The sequence below is a fragment of the Brevundimonas sp. EAKA genome (assembly GCF_000698025.1).
Taxonomy (GTDB): domain Bacteria; phylum Pseudomonadota; class Alphaproteobacteria; order Caulobacterales; family Caulobacteraceae; genus Brevundimonas; species Brevundimonas mediterranea_A.
This window is the reverse complement of sequence record NZ_JMQR01000070.1, coordinates 1-15,900: the sequence shown is the minus strand read 5'-3', so window position 1 is coordinate 15,900 and position 15,900 is coordinate 1. Positions and strand designations below refer to the sequence as shown.

General features: G+C 68.8%; 13 protein-coding genes. 4 read left to right on the top strand and 9 right to left on the bottom strand.

Going from position 1 to position 15,900, the window contains the following annotated elements; all coding sequences use genetic code 11:
- The 6 genes from ER13_RS11015 to trmB form a co-directional block, all read right to left on the bottom strand.
- On the bottom strand, positions 1-885 hold an 885-nt coding region (locus ER13_RS11015; RefSeq protein ID WP_035309231.1), incomplete at its 3' end, for an Hpt domain-containing protein.
- Between the two features lie 27 nt (positions 886-912).
- The gene (locus ER13_RS11010) at positions 913-1,278 is read right to left on the bottom strand and encodes a response regulator (protein WP_008263015.1); all 366 of its coding nucleotides are present in this window, start codon (positions 1,276-1,278) and stop codon (positions 913-915) included.
- Positions 1,275-1,577 (bottom strand): STAS domain-containing protein, encoded by a 303-nt coding sequence (locus tag ER13_RS11005; RefSeq protein ID WP_008261250.1) that lies wholly within the window; start codon positions 1,575-1,577, stop codon positions 1,275-1,277. Before ER13_RS11005 ends, ER13_RS11010 begins: the two co-directional genes overlap by 4 nt.
- 73 nt (positions 1,578-1,650) lie before the next feature.
- Positions 1,651-3,621: a methyl-accepting chemotaxis protein gene (locus ER13_RS11000; protein ID WP_035309230.1), complete on the bottom strand. Its 1,971-nt coding sequence runs from the start codon at positions 3,619-3,621 to the stop codon at positions 1,651-1,653.
- A gap of 232 nt (positions 3,622-3,853) precedes the next feature.
- Complete coding sequence (locus ER13_RS10995; RefSeq protein WP_035309228.1) at positions 3,854-5,776, bottom strand: methyl-accepting chemotaxis protein; 1,923 nt, start codon at positions 5,774-5,776, stop codon at positions 3,854-3,856.
- Positions 5,777-5,872: 96 nt separating this feature from the next.
- Complete coding sequence (gene trmB / locus ER13_RS10990) at positions 5,873-6,574, bottom strand: tRNA (guanosine(46)-N7)-methyltransferase TrmB (RefSeq protein WP_008261127.1); 702 nt, start codon at positions 6,572-6,574, stop codon at positions 5,873-5,875.
- A 341-nt stretch (positions 6,575-6,915) separates the two neighbouring features.
- Here trmB and ER13_RS10980 point away from each other — a divergent pair, with 341 nt between their 5' ends.
- The gene (locus tag ER13_RS10980) at positions 6,916-8,388 is read left to right on the top strand and encodes an amidohydrolase (protein WP_035309225.1); all 1,473 of its coding nucleotides are present in this window, start codon (positions 6,916-6,918) and stop codon (positions 8,386-8,388) included.
- Entirely contained in the window at positions 8,388-9,728 is a 1,341-nt protein-coding gene (locus ER13_RS10975; RefSeq protein ID WP_035309224.1) for an amidohydrolase family protein, read from the top strand. The genes ER13_RS10980 and ER13_RS10975 overlap by 1 nt, the downstream gene beginning before the upstream one ends.
- 62 nt (positions 9,729-9,790) lie before the next feature.
- On the opposite strand, the gene ER13_RS10970 is transcribed toward ER13_RS10975, so the two are convergent.
- Positions 9,791-11,284 carry a coniferyl aldehyde dehydrogenase gene (locus tag ER13_RS10970; RefSeq protein WP_231492534.1) on the bottom strand — a complete coding sequence of 498 codons (1,494 nt, stop codon included), beginning with the start codon at positions 11,282-11,284 and terminating at the stop codon, positions 9,791-9,793.
- A gap of 143 nt (positions 11,285-11,427) precedes the next feature.
- On the opposite strand from ER13_RS10970, the gene ER13_RS10965 reads away from it, so the two are divergent.
- Positions 11,428-12,036, top strand: a complete 609-nt coding sequence (locus tag ER13_RS10965; RefSeq protein WP_008260390.1) for a DUF1134 domain-containing protein — start codon at positions 11,428-11,430, stop codon at positions 12,034-12,036.
- Between the two features lie 93 nt (positions 12,037-12,129).
- Here ER13_RS10965 and ER13_RS10960 read toward each other — a convergent pair whose 3' ends face one another.
- Complete coding sequence (locus tag ER13_RS10960; RefSeq protein ID WP_008260391.1) at positions 12,130-13,041, bottom strand: epimerase; 912 nt, start codon at positions 13,039-13,041, stop codon at positions 12,130-12,132.
- An 8-nt stretch (positions 13,042-13,049) separates the two neighbouring features.
- Entirely contained in the window at positions 13,050-14,273 is a 1,224-nt protein-coding gene (locus tag ER13_RS10955; RefSeq protein WP_008259673.1) for an NAD-dependent epimerase/dehydratase family protein, read from the bottom strand.
- 355 nt (positions 14,274-14,628) lie between these two features.
- Between ER13_RS10955 and ER13_RS10950 the strand changes: the two genes are divergently transcribed.
- On the top strand, positions 14,629-15,675 hold the full coding sequence (locus ER13_RS10950) for a DUF4167 domain-containing protein (protein ID WP_035309220.1): 1,047 nt from the start codon (positions 14,629-14,631) through the stop codon (positions 15,673-15,675).
- Positions 15,676-15,900 lie beyond the last annotated feature (225 nt).

Here is a 15,900-nt window from a genome sequence, read left to right as displayed (position 1 = left end):
GCCTGCCGCCTTGGCCAGCAGGGCCGCGATATCCAGTTCGTCGCTGGCGGGCAGCACCGCCGGCGGCTCTTCCTCGAAGACGGGGACCGGTTCCGATCCGCCGCCCAGGGGCGAGATCGTCAGGTCGCAGTCGGCCTCGACGAAGTCGAACACCTCGCGCACGACCTTCTCTTCGATCGCCGCGGTCAGATCGATGGTCCAGGTCAGATAGCCGTCCTCGGCGACCAGCACGTCCAGCGTCGGCAGCGCGCTGTCGTCCACCGACACCGTGATCGGTCCCAGGCGGCCCAGTTCGCGCAGCAACAGGCCGGCTTCGTTGGCGCTGCCGTACATGCGGCCATGGGGCTTGAACAGGATGCGCCAGCCCGTCTGGGCCTCGGCTGCGACGGCTTCAGGCTCGCCGAGGGACGGCAGGGGTTCGTCCAGCGGGACGTCGAAGGCCATCGGCACGAAGCCGAAGTCGTCTTCGTCGTCCTCGACCACCGGCGGCGCCTCGCCGCCGTGGGTCAGCAGTTCCAGTTCGTGAACCAGACCGGCCGAACGCTCCTCGTCGACCGGTGGGGCCAGGCCTTGCGCGGCCTGGATATGATCGGCCAGCACGTCGGAGGCGCGCAGCAGGGTCTTGATCGTCACCGTGTCGCACGGCTTGCGACCGGCGCGCAGCTCGTCCATCAGCGTTTCGAAGACGTGGGCGAAACGGACCAGGGCCTCCAGACCAAACGCCCCCGCCCCACCCTTCACCGAGTGAACGGCGCGGAAGACGGCGTTGATGGTTTCAAGGTCGGTCTGACCCTGTTCCAGCAGCATCAGCTTCGATTCCAGTTCCGCGAGCAGTTCGTCGCATTCCTGGAAGAAGGTGGCTTTGATGGCTTCGAAGGCGTCCATGGCTTGCGGCCGATCGATCTGTGAGGGTTAGGCCGCGACGCGGCGGACGGCGTCGACCAGCTTGACGGGATCGAACGGCTTGACGATCCAGCCGGTGGCGCCGGCGGCGCGGGCGCGGGCCTTCTTCTCGGCGTCGCTCTCGGTCGTCAGCACCAGGCACGGGGTGGTCCGGTGGTTCGGATCGGCGCGCATGCCTTCGATGAAGCCGAAGCCGTCCATGCGGGGCATGTTGATGTCGGTGATGACCACGTCCGCGCCTTGCGCGGCCAGGGTCTCCAGACCATCAATGCCGTCGACGGCCTGGATCACGGTGTAACCCGCGTCCTCCAGGGCCATCAGCAGCATGTCGCGCATGGTGCGGGAATCATCGACGGTCAGGACTGTCTTTTTCACGCGAGAGCTCCTTCAAGGGGATCTTGGGCAAGGGGGTCGGGGACATTGGTTTCGGACGCGCCGAAGGCGGTCCACTGTTCGGAAAAACCTTGGGATTGAGGCGTGATCGTCAGATCGACGCCGTCGGCGGCCCAGGTCTTGCGGGCCGACAACAACACCTGCAGGCAGAGACCGCCCAGACGCTCGACGTTCGAGGCGTCCAGCGTGACCGGCTGACCCCGTCGCGCCAGCAGCTCCGCCTTCAAAGGCTCGGCCGCATTCATATCCAGCACCGTCGCCAGCACGATGGCGTCCGTCATGAGAAGTTCCCTTCGTCTGCCCCAAGACCATGCATGGCACAGCTTTGGTAAATAGCCTTTGAAGACGGAATCATCAGAACTCCTCCCAACCTTCCGGATCGGCCTCGACCTTGGGCGCGGCGCCGCCGCGGCCGACGGTCTTCAGGGCCTGGATCATGCGATTGACGGGCTTGGGCGCGGCCTGATGCGCGGGGGCGAGGCGAGCGGGCGCCGGGCTGCGGCGGAGGCCGCCGGCTTGACCCTCTGAGCCCTGGCCGACCTTGAACTGGGCCACGGACGCCTGCAGCGCCTCGGCCTCCTGGGCCAGAGACTGGCTGGCGGCGGTCGATTGCTCGACCATGGCGGCGTTTTGCTGCGTGACCTGATCCATCTGGTTCACGGCGGTATTGACCTGGGCCAGGCCGACGGCCTGTTCCTGGGCCGAGGCCGCGATGTCCGACACCAGGCCGTCGATCTCGGCGACCCGGTCCACGATCCGTTGCAGGGCCTCGCCGGTCTGACCGACCAGTTTAACGCCCGAACCGACCTGGGTGGTCGAGGCCGAGATCAGGGTCTTGATCTCTTTCGCCGCTTCCGCCGAACGCTGGGCCAGAGCCCGGACTTCGGAGGCCACCACGGCGAAGCCACGACCGGCCTCGCCCGCGCGGGCGGCTTCCACGCCGGCGTTCAGGGCCAGCAGATTGGTCTGGAAGGCGATCTCGTCGATGACGCCGATGATCTGGTTGATCTGGGATGACGAACCCTCGATCGCCTGCATGGCCGAGACCGCGTCGCGGACGATGACGCCCGAGGTTTCCGCGTCGCCCTTGGCCGCCTGAACCACGTCCGAGGCCTGGCGGGCGCCCGAGGCGGTCTTGTTCACCGTGGCCGTGATCTCGTCCAGGGCGGCGGCGGTTTCCTCCAGGCTGGCCGCCTGTTGTTCGGTGCGACGCGACAGGTCGTCGGCAGCCTGCGAAATCTCGCCGGCGCCCGAGCGGATGCCGGCCACATTGCCCAGGACCACGCCCATGGCCTGCTGCAGCTGGGCGATGGCGGCGTTGAAGTCGGTCTTCAGCTTGGCGTAGTCGCCGGGGAAATCATGAGTGATGCTGTAGGTCAGGTCGCCGCGCGTCAGGTGTTCCAGACCTTCGCCCAGGGCCGCGACCACGGTCGCCTGTTCGCGGGCCAGGGCGTCCGCCGCGCGCTGGTTGCGGGCCCGCTCCTCGTCCGACTGGTTGCGCAGGGCCGCGCCCTCGGCCTCCAGCTGCATCTTCTCGATGGCGGCGTCGCGGAAGGCGATCAGGGCGACGCCCATCTTGCCCAGTTCGTCCTTGCGTTGGGCGTGGGGCACGTCGATCGTGGTGTCGCCGGCCGACAGCCGCCCCATCCGGTCGCCCATGCCCGACAGGGCGCCGACGATGGACCGCGCCACGACAAGGCCGGCGGCCAGGGCGGCGATGGTCGCCACCGCGATGGCGATCAGGGTTGTCAGCGCCGCCGCATCGACCTTTTGCGACGCCCGCGCCGATTCCTCGGCGGTCAGCTTGACCTTGGCGTTGGTGAAGGCGGTCAATTTCGGGATCAGATCCGCCATTCTGGCGTCCATCTCGGTCAGCACGGGGCGCCCCGCCACCGCGTCATTGGCCAGGCCGAGCTCGACGGACCGCGCGGCCAGGGCGCGGACTTCGTTCAAGGGGCCGCGGAAGCCCTCGATCTCGTCCTTCCAGTGCGGCGCGATGGATTCCGCCTCCGCCAGCAAGGTCTCGATCGTCTCGATTTCCACATTCGTCTGATCGGCCGCCTGGCGCGCCTCGGCCGAGGCCCCGTCATAGACGAAGACCTTATAGGTGTCGTAGCCGAGGCCCTGAAGGGTCCGGTTGACCCGGATCATCCTCACCAGGGCGACGTTGTCCACATCGACCAGCCGGCTGTAATCGGCGTCGATCTTCTTCATTTCCCAGGCGCTGTAGGCGGCGCCCCCCAGCCCCACCAGGGCCAGCAGGACCAGGGGCACGATGATCTTCACGGCGATCTTCGTATCGGACAGGATCTTGTTCAAGGCCATCTCCAGGCGCCAAAGCACGGACAGGATTCAAGGATCTTGAACCCTGGCTTCAGGCGCTCCGCTGGGCATGCAGCCCCGGAAGAACGGACACTCCAGTCCCCAGAAGCGACACAGGGGTGAAACCTGAAACCTGTGCGACTGTGGCGTCCCGGATCGGGACGAATCGTAAACGCAGCGTTAGGGCAAACTACATATACCGCCGATCCCTCAGCGGCGGCCTGCGCCTACGACGTCAGAACTCTTCCCAACCTTCGGCCTCGGCCTGAGGCTTGGGCGCCGCGCCGCCACGACCGACGGTCTTCAGCGCCTGAACCAATTGGCGGGCCGGCGCCGCGCGGGCCGGCGTCGGCGCGGCGACCGGCGTGGCGCCGCTCGTCCCGACCTTGAACTGGGCGACCGAGGCTTGCAGAGACTGGGCTTCCTGCGACAGCGAATGGCTGGCGGCGGTCGACTGTTCGACCATCGCAGCATTTTGCTGGGTGACCTGGTCCATCTGGTTCACGGCCGTATTGACCTCGGCTAGGCCGATGGCCTGCTCCTGGGCCGAGGCGGCGATTTCCGACACCAGGCCGTCGATCTCGGCGACCCGGTCCACGATCCGCTGCAAGGCCTCGCCGGTCTGACCGACCAGTTTGACGCCTGAGCCGACCTGGTGGGTCGAGGTCGAGATCAGGGTCTTGATTTCTTTCGCGGCTTCCGCCGACCGCTGGGCTAGGGCCCGGACTTCGGAGGCCACCACCGCAAAGCCGCGACCGGCCTCGCCCGCGCGGGCCGCCTCGACCCCGGCGTTCAGGGCCAGCAGATTGGTCTGGAAGGCGATCTCGTCGATGACGCCGATGATCTGGCTGATCTGTTCGGAGGAGCCCTCGATGGCCTGCATGGCCTGGACGGCGTCGCGAACGATGACGCCCGAGGTCTCGGCGTCGCCCTTGGCCGCCTGAACCACGTCAGAGGCCTGACGCGCGCCCGAGGCGGTCTTGTTCACCGTGGCCGTGATCTCGTCCAGGGCCGCCGCCGTCTCTTCCAGCCCCGCCGCCTGTTGTTCGGTGCGGCGCGACAGGTCGTCGGCGGCCTGCGAAATCTCGCCGGCGCCCGAGCGGATGCCGGCGATATTGGCCACCACCACCGCGACGGCCTGCTGCAGTTGGGCGATGGCGGCGTTGAAGTCGGTCTTCAACTGCGCCGCCTTGGGCGCGAACTCGGCCTCGATCCGATAGGTCAGATCGCCGTCAGCCATGGCCGACAGGCCCTGGCCCAGGGCTGCGATGGTGACGCGGTCGGCTTCGGCCTCGGCGGCCTTCTCGGCCTCGCGCGCGGCCCGTTCCTGTTCGCTCATCGAGCGTTGCGACAGGGTCTCGGCCTCCAGCCGGTCCTTCTCGATGGCGGCGTCGCGGAAGATCGCCAGGGCCGAGGCCATCTTGCCGATCTCGTCGCCGCGCTTGACGCCGGGAATCTCGGAGGTCTTGTCGCCGTCCGCCAGGCCGCGCATGCGCCGCTCCAGCGCCACCACCGGGGCCGACACGGACCGGCCGATGAACCAACCCGTCGCCCCGACCGCCAGCAGCACCAGCAGGGCCATGGAGCCCAGGGCCAGGGCCGCCTTGCCCACGGCCGCCGCGATCTGGTCGGTATAGACGCCCGAGCCGATCACCCAGCCCCAGGGGGCGAAGCCCTTCACATAGGAAATCTTGGGCGAGGCCCCGTCCTGGTTCGGCTTGGCCCACTGATAGTTGACGAAGCCCTCGCCGTCCTTCTGAACCACGGCGACGAATTCCTTGAACATCAGCACGCCGTCGGCGTCCTTGTTCTCGCTCACGTCCTTGCCGTTCAGCGCCGGCTTCATCGGGTGCATCACCATGGTGGGATGCATGTCGTTGATCCAGAAATAGTCGTCGGCGCCGTAACGCATGGCCCCGACGGCGGCCTTGGCGGCGGTCTGGGCCTGATCGCGCGTCAACCGGCCGGCCGCCTCCTCGCCCTGATAATAGGCGACCACGCTGTGGGCGATCTCGACGCCCTTCTTCGTGCGGTCGGCGATCTCGTCGCGCATCACCGCATCCAGCCGCATCAGGGAAAGACCGGTCACGAGCAACAGGCCCGCCATGGTCACAAGAGCGAGGAGATTGATCCGCCCGCCTATCGTCAGCGTCTTCATGGTCCCGTTCCCTAATACTATTTGAGACCATCCCTAACAAAGTTCGTTAAACACCCGTCTATAAGCCGAATAAGTAAGAATGCGTATGCCGTAAGGTCAGGATTTTCTGCGGTATTCCAGGAAAATCGGCGCCGTGTCCCCCAGCCGCTTCTCTTCATAACGGGTGACGACGTGGTCCGCCGGAGGAACGAACCAGTCCTGATCCGCCGCCCCGATCCGCTCCAGCCCGGGCGTCCGCTCCAGCCGCTCCAGCGTCCATTCGGCGTAGTCGCGCCAGTCGGTGACGAACCGCAGCGTGCCGCCCGGCTTCAGGATGCGGGCGAAGGCCTGGGCCGTCTCGTCCTGCAACAGGCGGCGCTTGTTGTGCCGCGCCTTGTGCCAGGGGTCGGGGAACAGGATCAGCACCCGGTCGACCGAGGCGTCCGGCAGGGCGTCGACCAGGTCGCGCGCGTCGTCGGCGTGGATGCGGACATTCTTCAGGCCGCCCTCCTCGACATGGCGCAGGGCCGAGGCCACCCCGTTCAGGAAGGGTTCGCAGCCGATCACCAGGGCGTCGGGCCGCGTCGCCGCCTGGGCCGCCATATGCTCCCCCCCGCCGAACCCGATCTCCAGCCACACCTCGACCGCCTCGGGCATCATCGCCTTCGGGTCCAGCGGACCGGCCTTGGGATCGGGCACGGCGATTTCGGGCAGTAGCGTCTCCATCAGCGCCGCCTGTCGCGGCTTGATCGGCCGCGCCTTGATCCGGCCGAACGACCGCAGCGGCCGGTCGAGATGGGGGTTTTCGTCGTCGTTCATGCGCGTGCCGTTAGCGGTCCCAGGCCGGAGCGTCCAGAGAGTCTCACCTCCCCGTTCGCGAAGGCGAACGGGGAGGACCGGTCGCGCCAGCGCCCAGGAGGGGGCGACTCCGTCCTATCCCGCGTCTCGTCGCGCCCGCACCACCGCCAGGACGAAGCCCAGCACACCCTCGTGTTCGTCTTTCACATGGATCGCTCGCACGCGGACAACCTTCACGCCGCGCTCCCCCAGCCGCACAACTCAAAGAACATCGAAATCTTTTGACGCCTCCGCCGGATGACCCTCCTATGACGGTCGCAAGACACGTCGGGCTGGCGTGTCAGTGGGGAAAAGGGGATCTGATGATCGGACATCATCTGCGGGGCGTCAGCCTCGCGGCCATAGGCTTTGCTATGCTCGGCCTGTCAGCCTGCGCCACGACCGGCGCGGAATCGGAAACGGCGGCGCCGTCCAAGGACAAGACCCTGGCCGCCGGCCTGGATCCGGCGACCACGCTGAACCCCTATCCGTCCACCTATCAACCGTTGCCGCGCGAGAATTTCGCCGTGGTCGGCGCGACTGTCCTGACTGGCGCGGACCGCAAGATCGAAAACGGCGTGGTCGTGGTGACCGACGGCAGGATCGCCGCCGTCGGCGACGCCTCCACCCCCGTCCCCGCCGGCTATCGCGTGATCGAGGCGCGCGGCCGCTATGTCACCCCCGGCGTCATCGACGTCCACAGCCACCTGGGCGTCTATCCGTCCCCCGGCGTGCAGGGCATGAGCGACGGCAACGAGGCGACCAGCCCGAACACCGCCCAGGTCTGGGCCGAACATTCGCTGTGGCCTCAGGATCCGGGCTTCAACACCGCCCGCGCCGGCGGCGTCACCACGCTTCACATCCTGCCCGGCTCGGCCAATCTGTTCGGCGGCCGGGGCGTGACCATCCGCAACATGCCCTCGATCACCATGCAGGGCATGAAGTTCCCGGACGCCCCCTATACGATCAAGATGGCCTGCGGCGAGAACCCCTCGCGGGTCTATGGCTCGCGCAACCAGAGCCCGGCGACCGGCATGGGCAATATGGCCGGCTACCGCGCCGCCTTCATCGCCGCGCGCGACTACAAGGCCAAGTGGGACAAGTGGCGCGAGACCGGCGAGGGCGCGGCCCCGACCCGCAATCTGCAGAACGAGACCCTGGTCGGGGTGCTGGACGGGTCGATCCTGATCCAGAACCACTGCTACCGCGCCGACGAGATGGCCATGATGATCGATATGGCCAAGGAGTTCGGCTACCGGATCACCACCTTTCACCACGCCACCGAGGCCTACAAGCTGGCCCCGCAACTGGCCGCCAACGGCATCTGCGCGGCCATGTGGACCGGCTGGTGGGGCTTCAAGATGGAGGCGCTCGACGCCATCGAGGAGAACGCCGCCCTGGTGGATGCGCAACAGGGCTCGTGCGCCGTCATCCACTCCGACGACGCCGAACTGACTCAACGGTTGAATCAGGAAGCCGCCGCCGCCCTGTCGGCCGGTCGCCGCGCCGGGCTGAACATTTCGGAAGAACACGCCATCGGCTGGATCACCTCCAACGCCGCCAAGGCCATCGGCATCGCCGACCAGACCGGCTCGCTGGAGCCCGGCAAGCGCGCCGATGTGGTGATCTGGAGCGCCGATCCCTTCTCGATCTACGCCCGCGCCGATCAGGTCTTCATCGACGGCGCCCTGACCTTCGACCGGACTAACCCCGCCTATCAGCCGACCAGCGATTTCGAGCTGGGCCAGCCGGGCTATGGCCTGACCGCCGCCAACGTCGCCGAAGGAGCCCGCTGATGCGTCTGTCTCACATCCTCGCGGGCGCCGTCGCCGCCCTGTCCCTCGCGGCGCCAGTCCTGGCGCAGGAAACCGTCGCGATAACAGGCGGCCGCATCCTGACCGGAACCACCGTGATCGAGCGCGGCACCGTCGTGATCCGTGACGGCAAGATCGTCTCGGTCGGGACCGGGGCCGCCCCCTCCGGCGCCCGCGTCATCGACGCGACCGGCAAGGTGGTCGCCCCCGGCTTCGTCGCCGTCGATTCCGGTCTCGCCGGGACCGAGGTCGGCGCCGTCGGCGGCACCAACGAACTGCGCAACAGCGCCAACACCCTCAGCGCCGCCTTCGACATCTCCTACGGCCTGGACCCCTGGTCCTTCACCCTGCCGGTGGCGCGCCTGGGCGGCATCACCCGCGCCGTCGTCGTGCCCCAGCACCCCGGCTCCTCCGGCGGCCATGTGCATGAGGACGAGACGGCCGGCGCCGGCGACGGCGGCTATCAGACGCCGGGCCTGTTCGCCGGTCAGGCGGCCATTATCGACCTGGGTCAGGACGCCGACATCCTGGTCAAGCCGCGCGTGGCCATGGTCGCCCCGTTCGGCGAGGCCGGGGCCGACATCGCCGGCGGCGCCCGCGGCGCCCAGTTCGTCCTGTTCAAGGAGACCATGGCCGAGGTCCGCCTCTACGCCCGCAACAAGTCGGCCTATGAGCGGGCGGGCCTGCGCGACCTCAGCCTGTCGCGCGCCGATCTGGAAGCCCTGATCCCGGTCGCTGACGGCTCCATGCCCCTGATCGTCAGCGTCCACCGGGCGTCGGACATCCAGCAGGTGCTGCGTCTGGCGCGCGAGGAAGGGATCAAGCTGATCCTGGACGGCGCCGAAGAGGGCTGGCTGGTCGCCGGCGAGATCGCGGCGGCGGGCGTGCCCGTGTTGCTGAACCCCATCTCCAACCTGCCCAGCGATTTCGAGATGCGGGCGGCGCGGATGGAGAATGCGGCGGCCCTGAACGCGGCCGGGGTGGTCATCGCCATCAAGGGCAACGAGGGTTCGACCCACCGCGCCCGCGAAGCCCGCTACAACGCCGGCAACGCCGTCTCGCACGGCCTGCCTTACGGCGCCGCCATCGCCGCCCTGACGGTCAATCCGGCCAGGATCTTCGGCATGGCCGGACAGTTCGGCCAGATCGCGCCGGGCGCCGCCGCCGACGTCGTGGTCTGGTCCGGCGATCCGCTGGAGCCGCTCAGCCAGCCCTCGGCCGTCTTCATCGACGGGGTCGAGCAACCGTTGACCAGCCGCGCCCTGCTGCTGCGCGACCGTTATCGCCAACAGACGCCGATGCCGCCGGCCTATCGCAACTGACGGCCTTTCAGGTCTGAACGGAAAGGGCGGGACCGCAGGGTCCCGCCCTTTTTCGTCTCCGCCTACCGGGCCAGAAACCGCAGGGCCGTGCGCGCCAGCCGGCCCGCCGCCCCGTCCCACGGCGGCCCCAGCCGCTCAAAGGCGTTCACCGGCCCGACGTCATAGACCGCCCGCGCATGGCTGAAGCGTTTGAAGCCCTCAGGCCCATGATAGGCGCCCAGGCCGCTGGGCCCGACCCCGCCGAACGGCAGGTCGTTCTGGGCGATATGGAGCATGGTCCCGTTCAGGGTCACGCCGCCCGACAGGCCGGACCCCAGGATCCGGTCCCGCGTCCGCGCCTGGTTGGTGAAGCCGTACAGGGCCAGCGGCCGGGGCCGGGCGGCCACGAAGGCCAGGGCTTGATCCAGGCTGTCATATCCGACCACCGGCAGGACCGGGCCGAAGATCTCCTCCTGCATCAACAGGCCGTCGGTCGGCGGGTTCAGCACCAGGGTCGGGGCGATCTTGCCGTTGTCCCCCTCGCCCGCATCGGGGTGTTCCAGCACCACCGCCCCCGCCGCCTTCGCCGCCGCCACCGCCTCGCGCAGCCGGACCCGATGGCGTTCGCTGATCACCCCGCTGTAGTCGGGATTGTCCTGAAGCCTCGGATAGGCCCGCCGCGCCTGATCCAGCACGGCCTCGGCGAAGGCCCGGACCTGCCCGGCCGGGACCAGGGCGTAGTCGGGGGCGATACAGGTCTGGCCCGCGTTCAGGAACTTGCCGAAGGCGATCGACCGCGCCGCCGTGTCCAGCGGATAGTCGGGCGCCACCACGGCCGGCGACTTGCCGCCCAGCTCCAGCGTCACCGGGGTCAGATTGTCCGCCGCCGCCCGCATCACCTCGCGCCCTACCCGCGTCGATCCGGTGAAGACCAGATGGTCGAAGGCCAGACGCGAAAAGGCCTGGGCCACGTCCACCCCGCCGTTGACCACGGTCAGCACCGCCGGATCGAACCGCTCGGCCACGGCGGCCTCCAGCAGGGCGCCGAAGGCGGGCGTCAGTTCGGACGGCTTGATCATCACCCGATTGCCGGCCGCCAGGGCGTCCACCGTCGGCCCGAGCGCCAGCAGCAGCGGATAGTTCCACGGCGCGATCACCCCCACCACGCCCAGCGGCTCATGCCGGATCCAGGCCCGCGACGGCTGGAACATCAGGTCCACCGGCCGCCGCTCGTCCCGCATCCACCGCCCCAGACGACCCCGCGCATGGTCCAGGCTGCGGATCAGCGGCGTGATCTCCAGCAGCCCCGTCTCCATCGCCGACCGCGCCCCGAAATCCGCATCTATGGCCCGCGCAAAGGCCTCGCGCCGCTCCAGCACCAGGGCCTTCAGCGCCGCCAGCCGCCCGCGCCGCACCTGGGCCGACGCAGCCCCCTCCGCCCGCGAGGCCGCGTGCTGAAGCCCGACCCGGCCCGAGACCCCGGCGTGGGTCACCCCACCCAGCCCCTCCCCCGCGCCGGCCGCAATCGCCCGCCCCCCCCCCTCCTCAACCCCGCCCCGGCCGGGGTCAAGCCCCATCCCCAAACCTGTCTCCTCCCCCAGAGGGGGAGGAGTAAGCCCCCGTTAACCTTGAAGCCGCAAGGCTGCCGCAAAGGTCGGGGACTCTGTTACAAAGCCCGGCGTCCCCGCTGGCTGTCCCTCGCCGCCTCTAGGAGCGCCCCATGCATCGCCGACAACTGATCCTCTCCGGCCTGGCCACCGCCGCCGGCGCCTCGTCCGTGGGGGCCTGCGCCACGGCTCCGGCCAACCCGAATTATCCGATCCGTTCGGACAATACGGCGCCGGCCTACAGCTTCGACGAACTGGTCGCGGCCGGGTCCAAGGAGCTGGGCATCGCGGCCGAGGTCGTGGGCGGGGCCATCGAGCGGGTCTTCGCCGACCAGGGCGACCGCCCCACGGCCTATATCGCCGGCGAAGAAGGGTCCGGCGCCGTGGTCGTGGGCGCGCGCTACGGGCGCGGCGCCCTGCACATGAAGGACCTGTCGGCCTCGCAGGAGGTGTTCTGGCAGGGGGCTTCGATCGGCTGGGACTGGGGCGGCAACGCCAGCCGGGTCTTCACCCTGGTGTACGGCCTGTATCACCCCGACATGATCTATCGTCGCTATCCGGGCGTCGAAGGTTCGGCCTATCTGATCGCCGGCCTGGGCGTGAACTATCAGCAGGCCGACGGCATCGTCCTGGCCCCCATCCGCACCGGCGTCGGCCTGCGTCTGGGCGCCAATATCGGCACCATGAGCTACAGCCGTCAGCGCAACCTGCTGCCCTTTTAAGCGCGCTATGCTCGCGACGCGGTCGCTCGCGGCTTGAGCGCGCGACCGCATTCACCCGTCATCCTCGGGCTCGACCCGAGGATGACGGCGTGATCAGCCCACCAACCGCAACGGCGGCGGCGTCTCCAGCATCGTCGCCAGCCCCTCGCGCCAGGTCGGATATTTCGGACGCCAGCCCAGTTCCGCCTTGGCCAGGGCGTTCGAGACCCGTTTGGAATCCAGATAGAAGCGCCGCATGGCCTCGCTGACGCTGTCGTCGGTCCAGTCGATCTCGGGCGGGCGCGGCAGGCCCATTTTCGCGGCGGCCCATTCCACCACCACATCGGCCGCAGCGGGTTCGTCGTCGGTCAGATTGTAGGCGGCGCCGGGCCTGGGCCGGTCCATCGAGGCGAACAGGGCCGAGACCACATCGTCCACATGGATGCGGTTGAAGACCTGGCCCGGTTTGCGCACCAGTCTGGCCGTCCCGTCGCGCAGCCGTTCGACCACGCTGCGGCCGGGGCCATAGAAGCCCGGCAGGCGGAAGATCTGCACCGTCAGCCCCATGCCCTGACCGCCGTCCAGCCAGTCGCGCTCGACCCGCACCCGCCGCGCGCCCTCCAGGCTGGCGGCGTTCAGCGGTCCGTCCTCGAACACCCAGCCCCCGGCCCGGTCGCCATAGACGCTGGTCGAGGAGACGTATCCGATCCAGTCGGGCCAGGCCTGGGACGCCACCGGCCCCAGGGCGCGCAGACCGGGGCAGCCGTGGGCGTCGGGCGCGGCCGTGACCAGAACCGCCGTGGCGGCCTCCAGCGCGGTCTTCAGGGCCTCGGGATCGGCGGGGTCGATCGCCGTGATCCCCTCGGCCGACAGGGACCGGCGGCGTTCGGCGTCGCGCGAGGTGGCGACGGCCCGCCCGCCGCGCCGGATCGCCTCCAGCGCCGCCGCCCGGCCCAGATAGCCGCCGCCGAAGACCAGCAGGCACGGCTCGCGGCCGGACGAAGGAGCGGGGGCGGCGTCGGGCATCGATCTACTCAGGCAGACAGGACTTGGGGCGGCGCATACGGCCGCGCTTCATTTTCCAGCGCCTCGGCCCGGCGTTGGTTCCAGGCGGAGACACAGGGCACCCGTGTCAGGTCGGCACGGTCGGCGTAGTGGCGGGCGATCTCCGTCACCTCGTCCATCAGGCCCTGGGCCAGGGTGATGGGCTTCAGCCCCAGGTCGCGGAACTGGTCGTTGGCGACGACCAGGTCGTTCTCGTCGGCCTCCTGGCGCGGATTGGCGACGTTGTGGACCACGGCGCCGGTCTTGTCGGCGATCATGGCGGCCAGGTCGCGGACCCGGCGGCTTTCGGTCATCTGGTTCAGGATCTTGACCCGATCGCCACGCTTGGGCGGGTTCTTCAGGGCCAGTTCGACGCAGCGCACCGTGTCCTGAATATGGATGAAGGCCCGCGTCTGGCCGCCCGATCCGTGGACCGTCAGCGGATAGCCGACCGCCGCCTGCATCAGGAACCGGTTCAGCACCGTGCCATAGTCGCCGTCATAGTCGAACCGGTTGATCAGCCGCTCGTCCAGCTTGGTCTCGACCGTCTGCGTCCCCCAGACGATGCCCTGGTGCAGGTCGGTGATCCGCAAGGCGTCGTTGCGGGCGTAGAACTGGAACAGCAGGGCGTCCTGCGTCTTGGTCATGTGATAGATGCTGCCCGGATTGGGCGGGAACAGGATTTCCTGCTCGGCCGGGCCGTGGTCGGTGTCCACCGTCACCTTCAGATAGCCCTCGGGGATGCGCAGGCCGGCGGTGCCGTAGCCATAGACCCCCATGGTGCCCAGGTGGGCCAGATGCACGTCCAGGCCGCTTTCGACGATGGCGGCCAGCAGATGGTTGGTGGCGTTGATGTTGTTGTCGACGGTGTAGAGCTTGTGCCGCGCCGACTTCATCGAATAGGGGGCCGCCCGCTGTTCGGCGAAATGCACCACGCTGTCGGGCGCCAGGTCGCGGATCAGGGCGACCAGCCGGTCGAACTCCTTGCCGACCGTCATGTTGACGAAGCCGATGTCGCGGCCCGACACCTCTTTCCAGGCCTTGATCCGCTCGCCCATGGTGCGGATCGGCGTCAGGGACTGGACCTCCAGCTCGTTGTCGATGTTGCGCCGGCTCAGGTTGTCGACGACGGTCACGTCCCAACCTTTGGCCGACAGGTGCAGGGCCGTCGGCCAGCCGCAGAAACCGTCGCCGCCCAGAACCAGAACGCGCATGAAAAAAGCCTCGTCATCGTCGCAAAGGTCATGCCTAGCCCAGCGGAGGGCCATCGGCAAAGCGGGGCTGTTAGGCGTGGGGTGCGACGCTTTGACGAAAACCCCTTGGAAAGGGACGGCGCACAGGCTAAGTCTCCTTCGTCTCCCACTCAAACGCAGCTTTCCGGGCCTACACCCGTCTGTTCGCGGCTTGAGCCGATCATGACGGTCGGTCCCGAAAGGACCGGCGCACCATGCGGGCGACAAGGCATTCCGACAGTTCGACAATCGGGGATCGGCCCCGAGCGAGACGGAACCACGAAACGGACGGACCCGGCCGCTGGCCTGGGCTCCATCCCTGCACACGGTAGCGCGAATGAGAGATTTCAAGGGCATGAAGCGTCAGCGCGGACGCAATCGGAACAAGGCGGGCGCCTCAAACGCCAACAGCGCCAATCCGAATCGTTCGTGGGACTCGCAAGGCCCCGAAAACATCAAGGTCCGGGGCAACGCCCAGACGGTGTATGAGCGCTATCAGCAGCTCGCCCGCGACGCCTCGTCCGGCGGCGACCGGGTGCTGGCCGAAAACTATCAGCAGCACGCCGAACACTATTACCGCGTCCTGCGCGCGCTTCAGCCGCAGCGGTCCTTCTCCGACATCGCCGCGCGCGAACAGTCGAACCAGGGCTTCGACATCGATTTCGAGGACGAATCCGGCGCCCAGGCCGCCGCCTTCGTCGCCGCCCAGCAGGCCGCCGACCGGCAGGCCGCCGACCGTCAGAACCAGGACGGCGCCGAGCGCGACCAGATCCAGAACCGCGACCGCAACGACCGGGACCAAAACCGGGATCGCGATTTCAACCGCGACCGCGACCCATCCCAGAATCGCGACCGGGATCGTGATCGTGACCGGGATCAGGCGCAAAACCGTGATCAGAACCGTGATCGCGACCGCGACCAGACCCGCGACGCTCAGCCGCCGCGTGAACCCCGCGAGCCGCGCGAAGACGGCGAGGCCCGCGCCGAGGGCGAGGGCGGTCGCCGCGAGAGCCGCCGCGAACGCTGGGAGCGTCGCCGCGAGGAACGCAACCGTCGCTTCGAAGGCCAGGAGAATGCAGGTTCGGACGAAGCCGCCGACGGCGTCCAGCAGGACGCCGCGCCCGTGGCCGAGCGCGCCGAGCCGGTGGTCGAATCGCCTGCCGTCGAGGGTCCGGCCGCAGAGGAACGGCCCGCTCGCCGCACCCGTCGTCCGGCCGTCGCCGCCGCAGCCTCGGATGACGACGCCCCGACCGCCCTGCCGGGCTTCCTGACCCGTTCGTCCGCCCCCGCGCCCGCCGCCGAGGCTGCCGCGGACGCCGAAGCCGCGCCGCGTCGCCGCGCCCCGCGCCGCAAGGTCGAGGCTGTCGCCGACGGCGAAGACTGAGCCGCGCCCTGGTCCGATGGGCGTGCGGCCTTGACGGCGGCCGCCCATACGGCGCCTAAAGGGACGACTTCGCCATAAGGCTCGGCCCTCCAGAGCGTCGGGCCCGACCAGCGTTAAGGGAAGCTTTGATGCGTCAGTTCGTTCAGTCTCGCCCGACCGTCCGCACCCTCGTCCGGGGTCTCGCCCTGACCGCCGTGGTCGCCGTCGCGGCCTGCGCCTCGACCC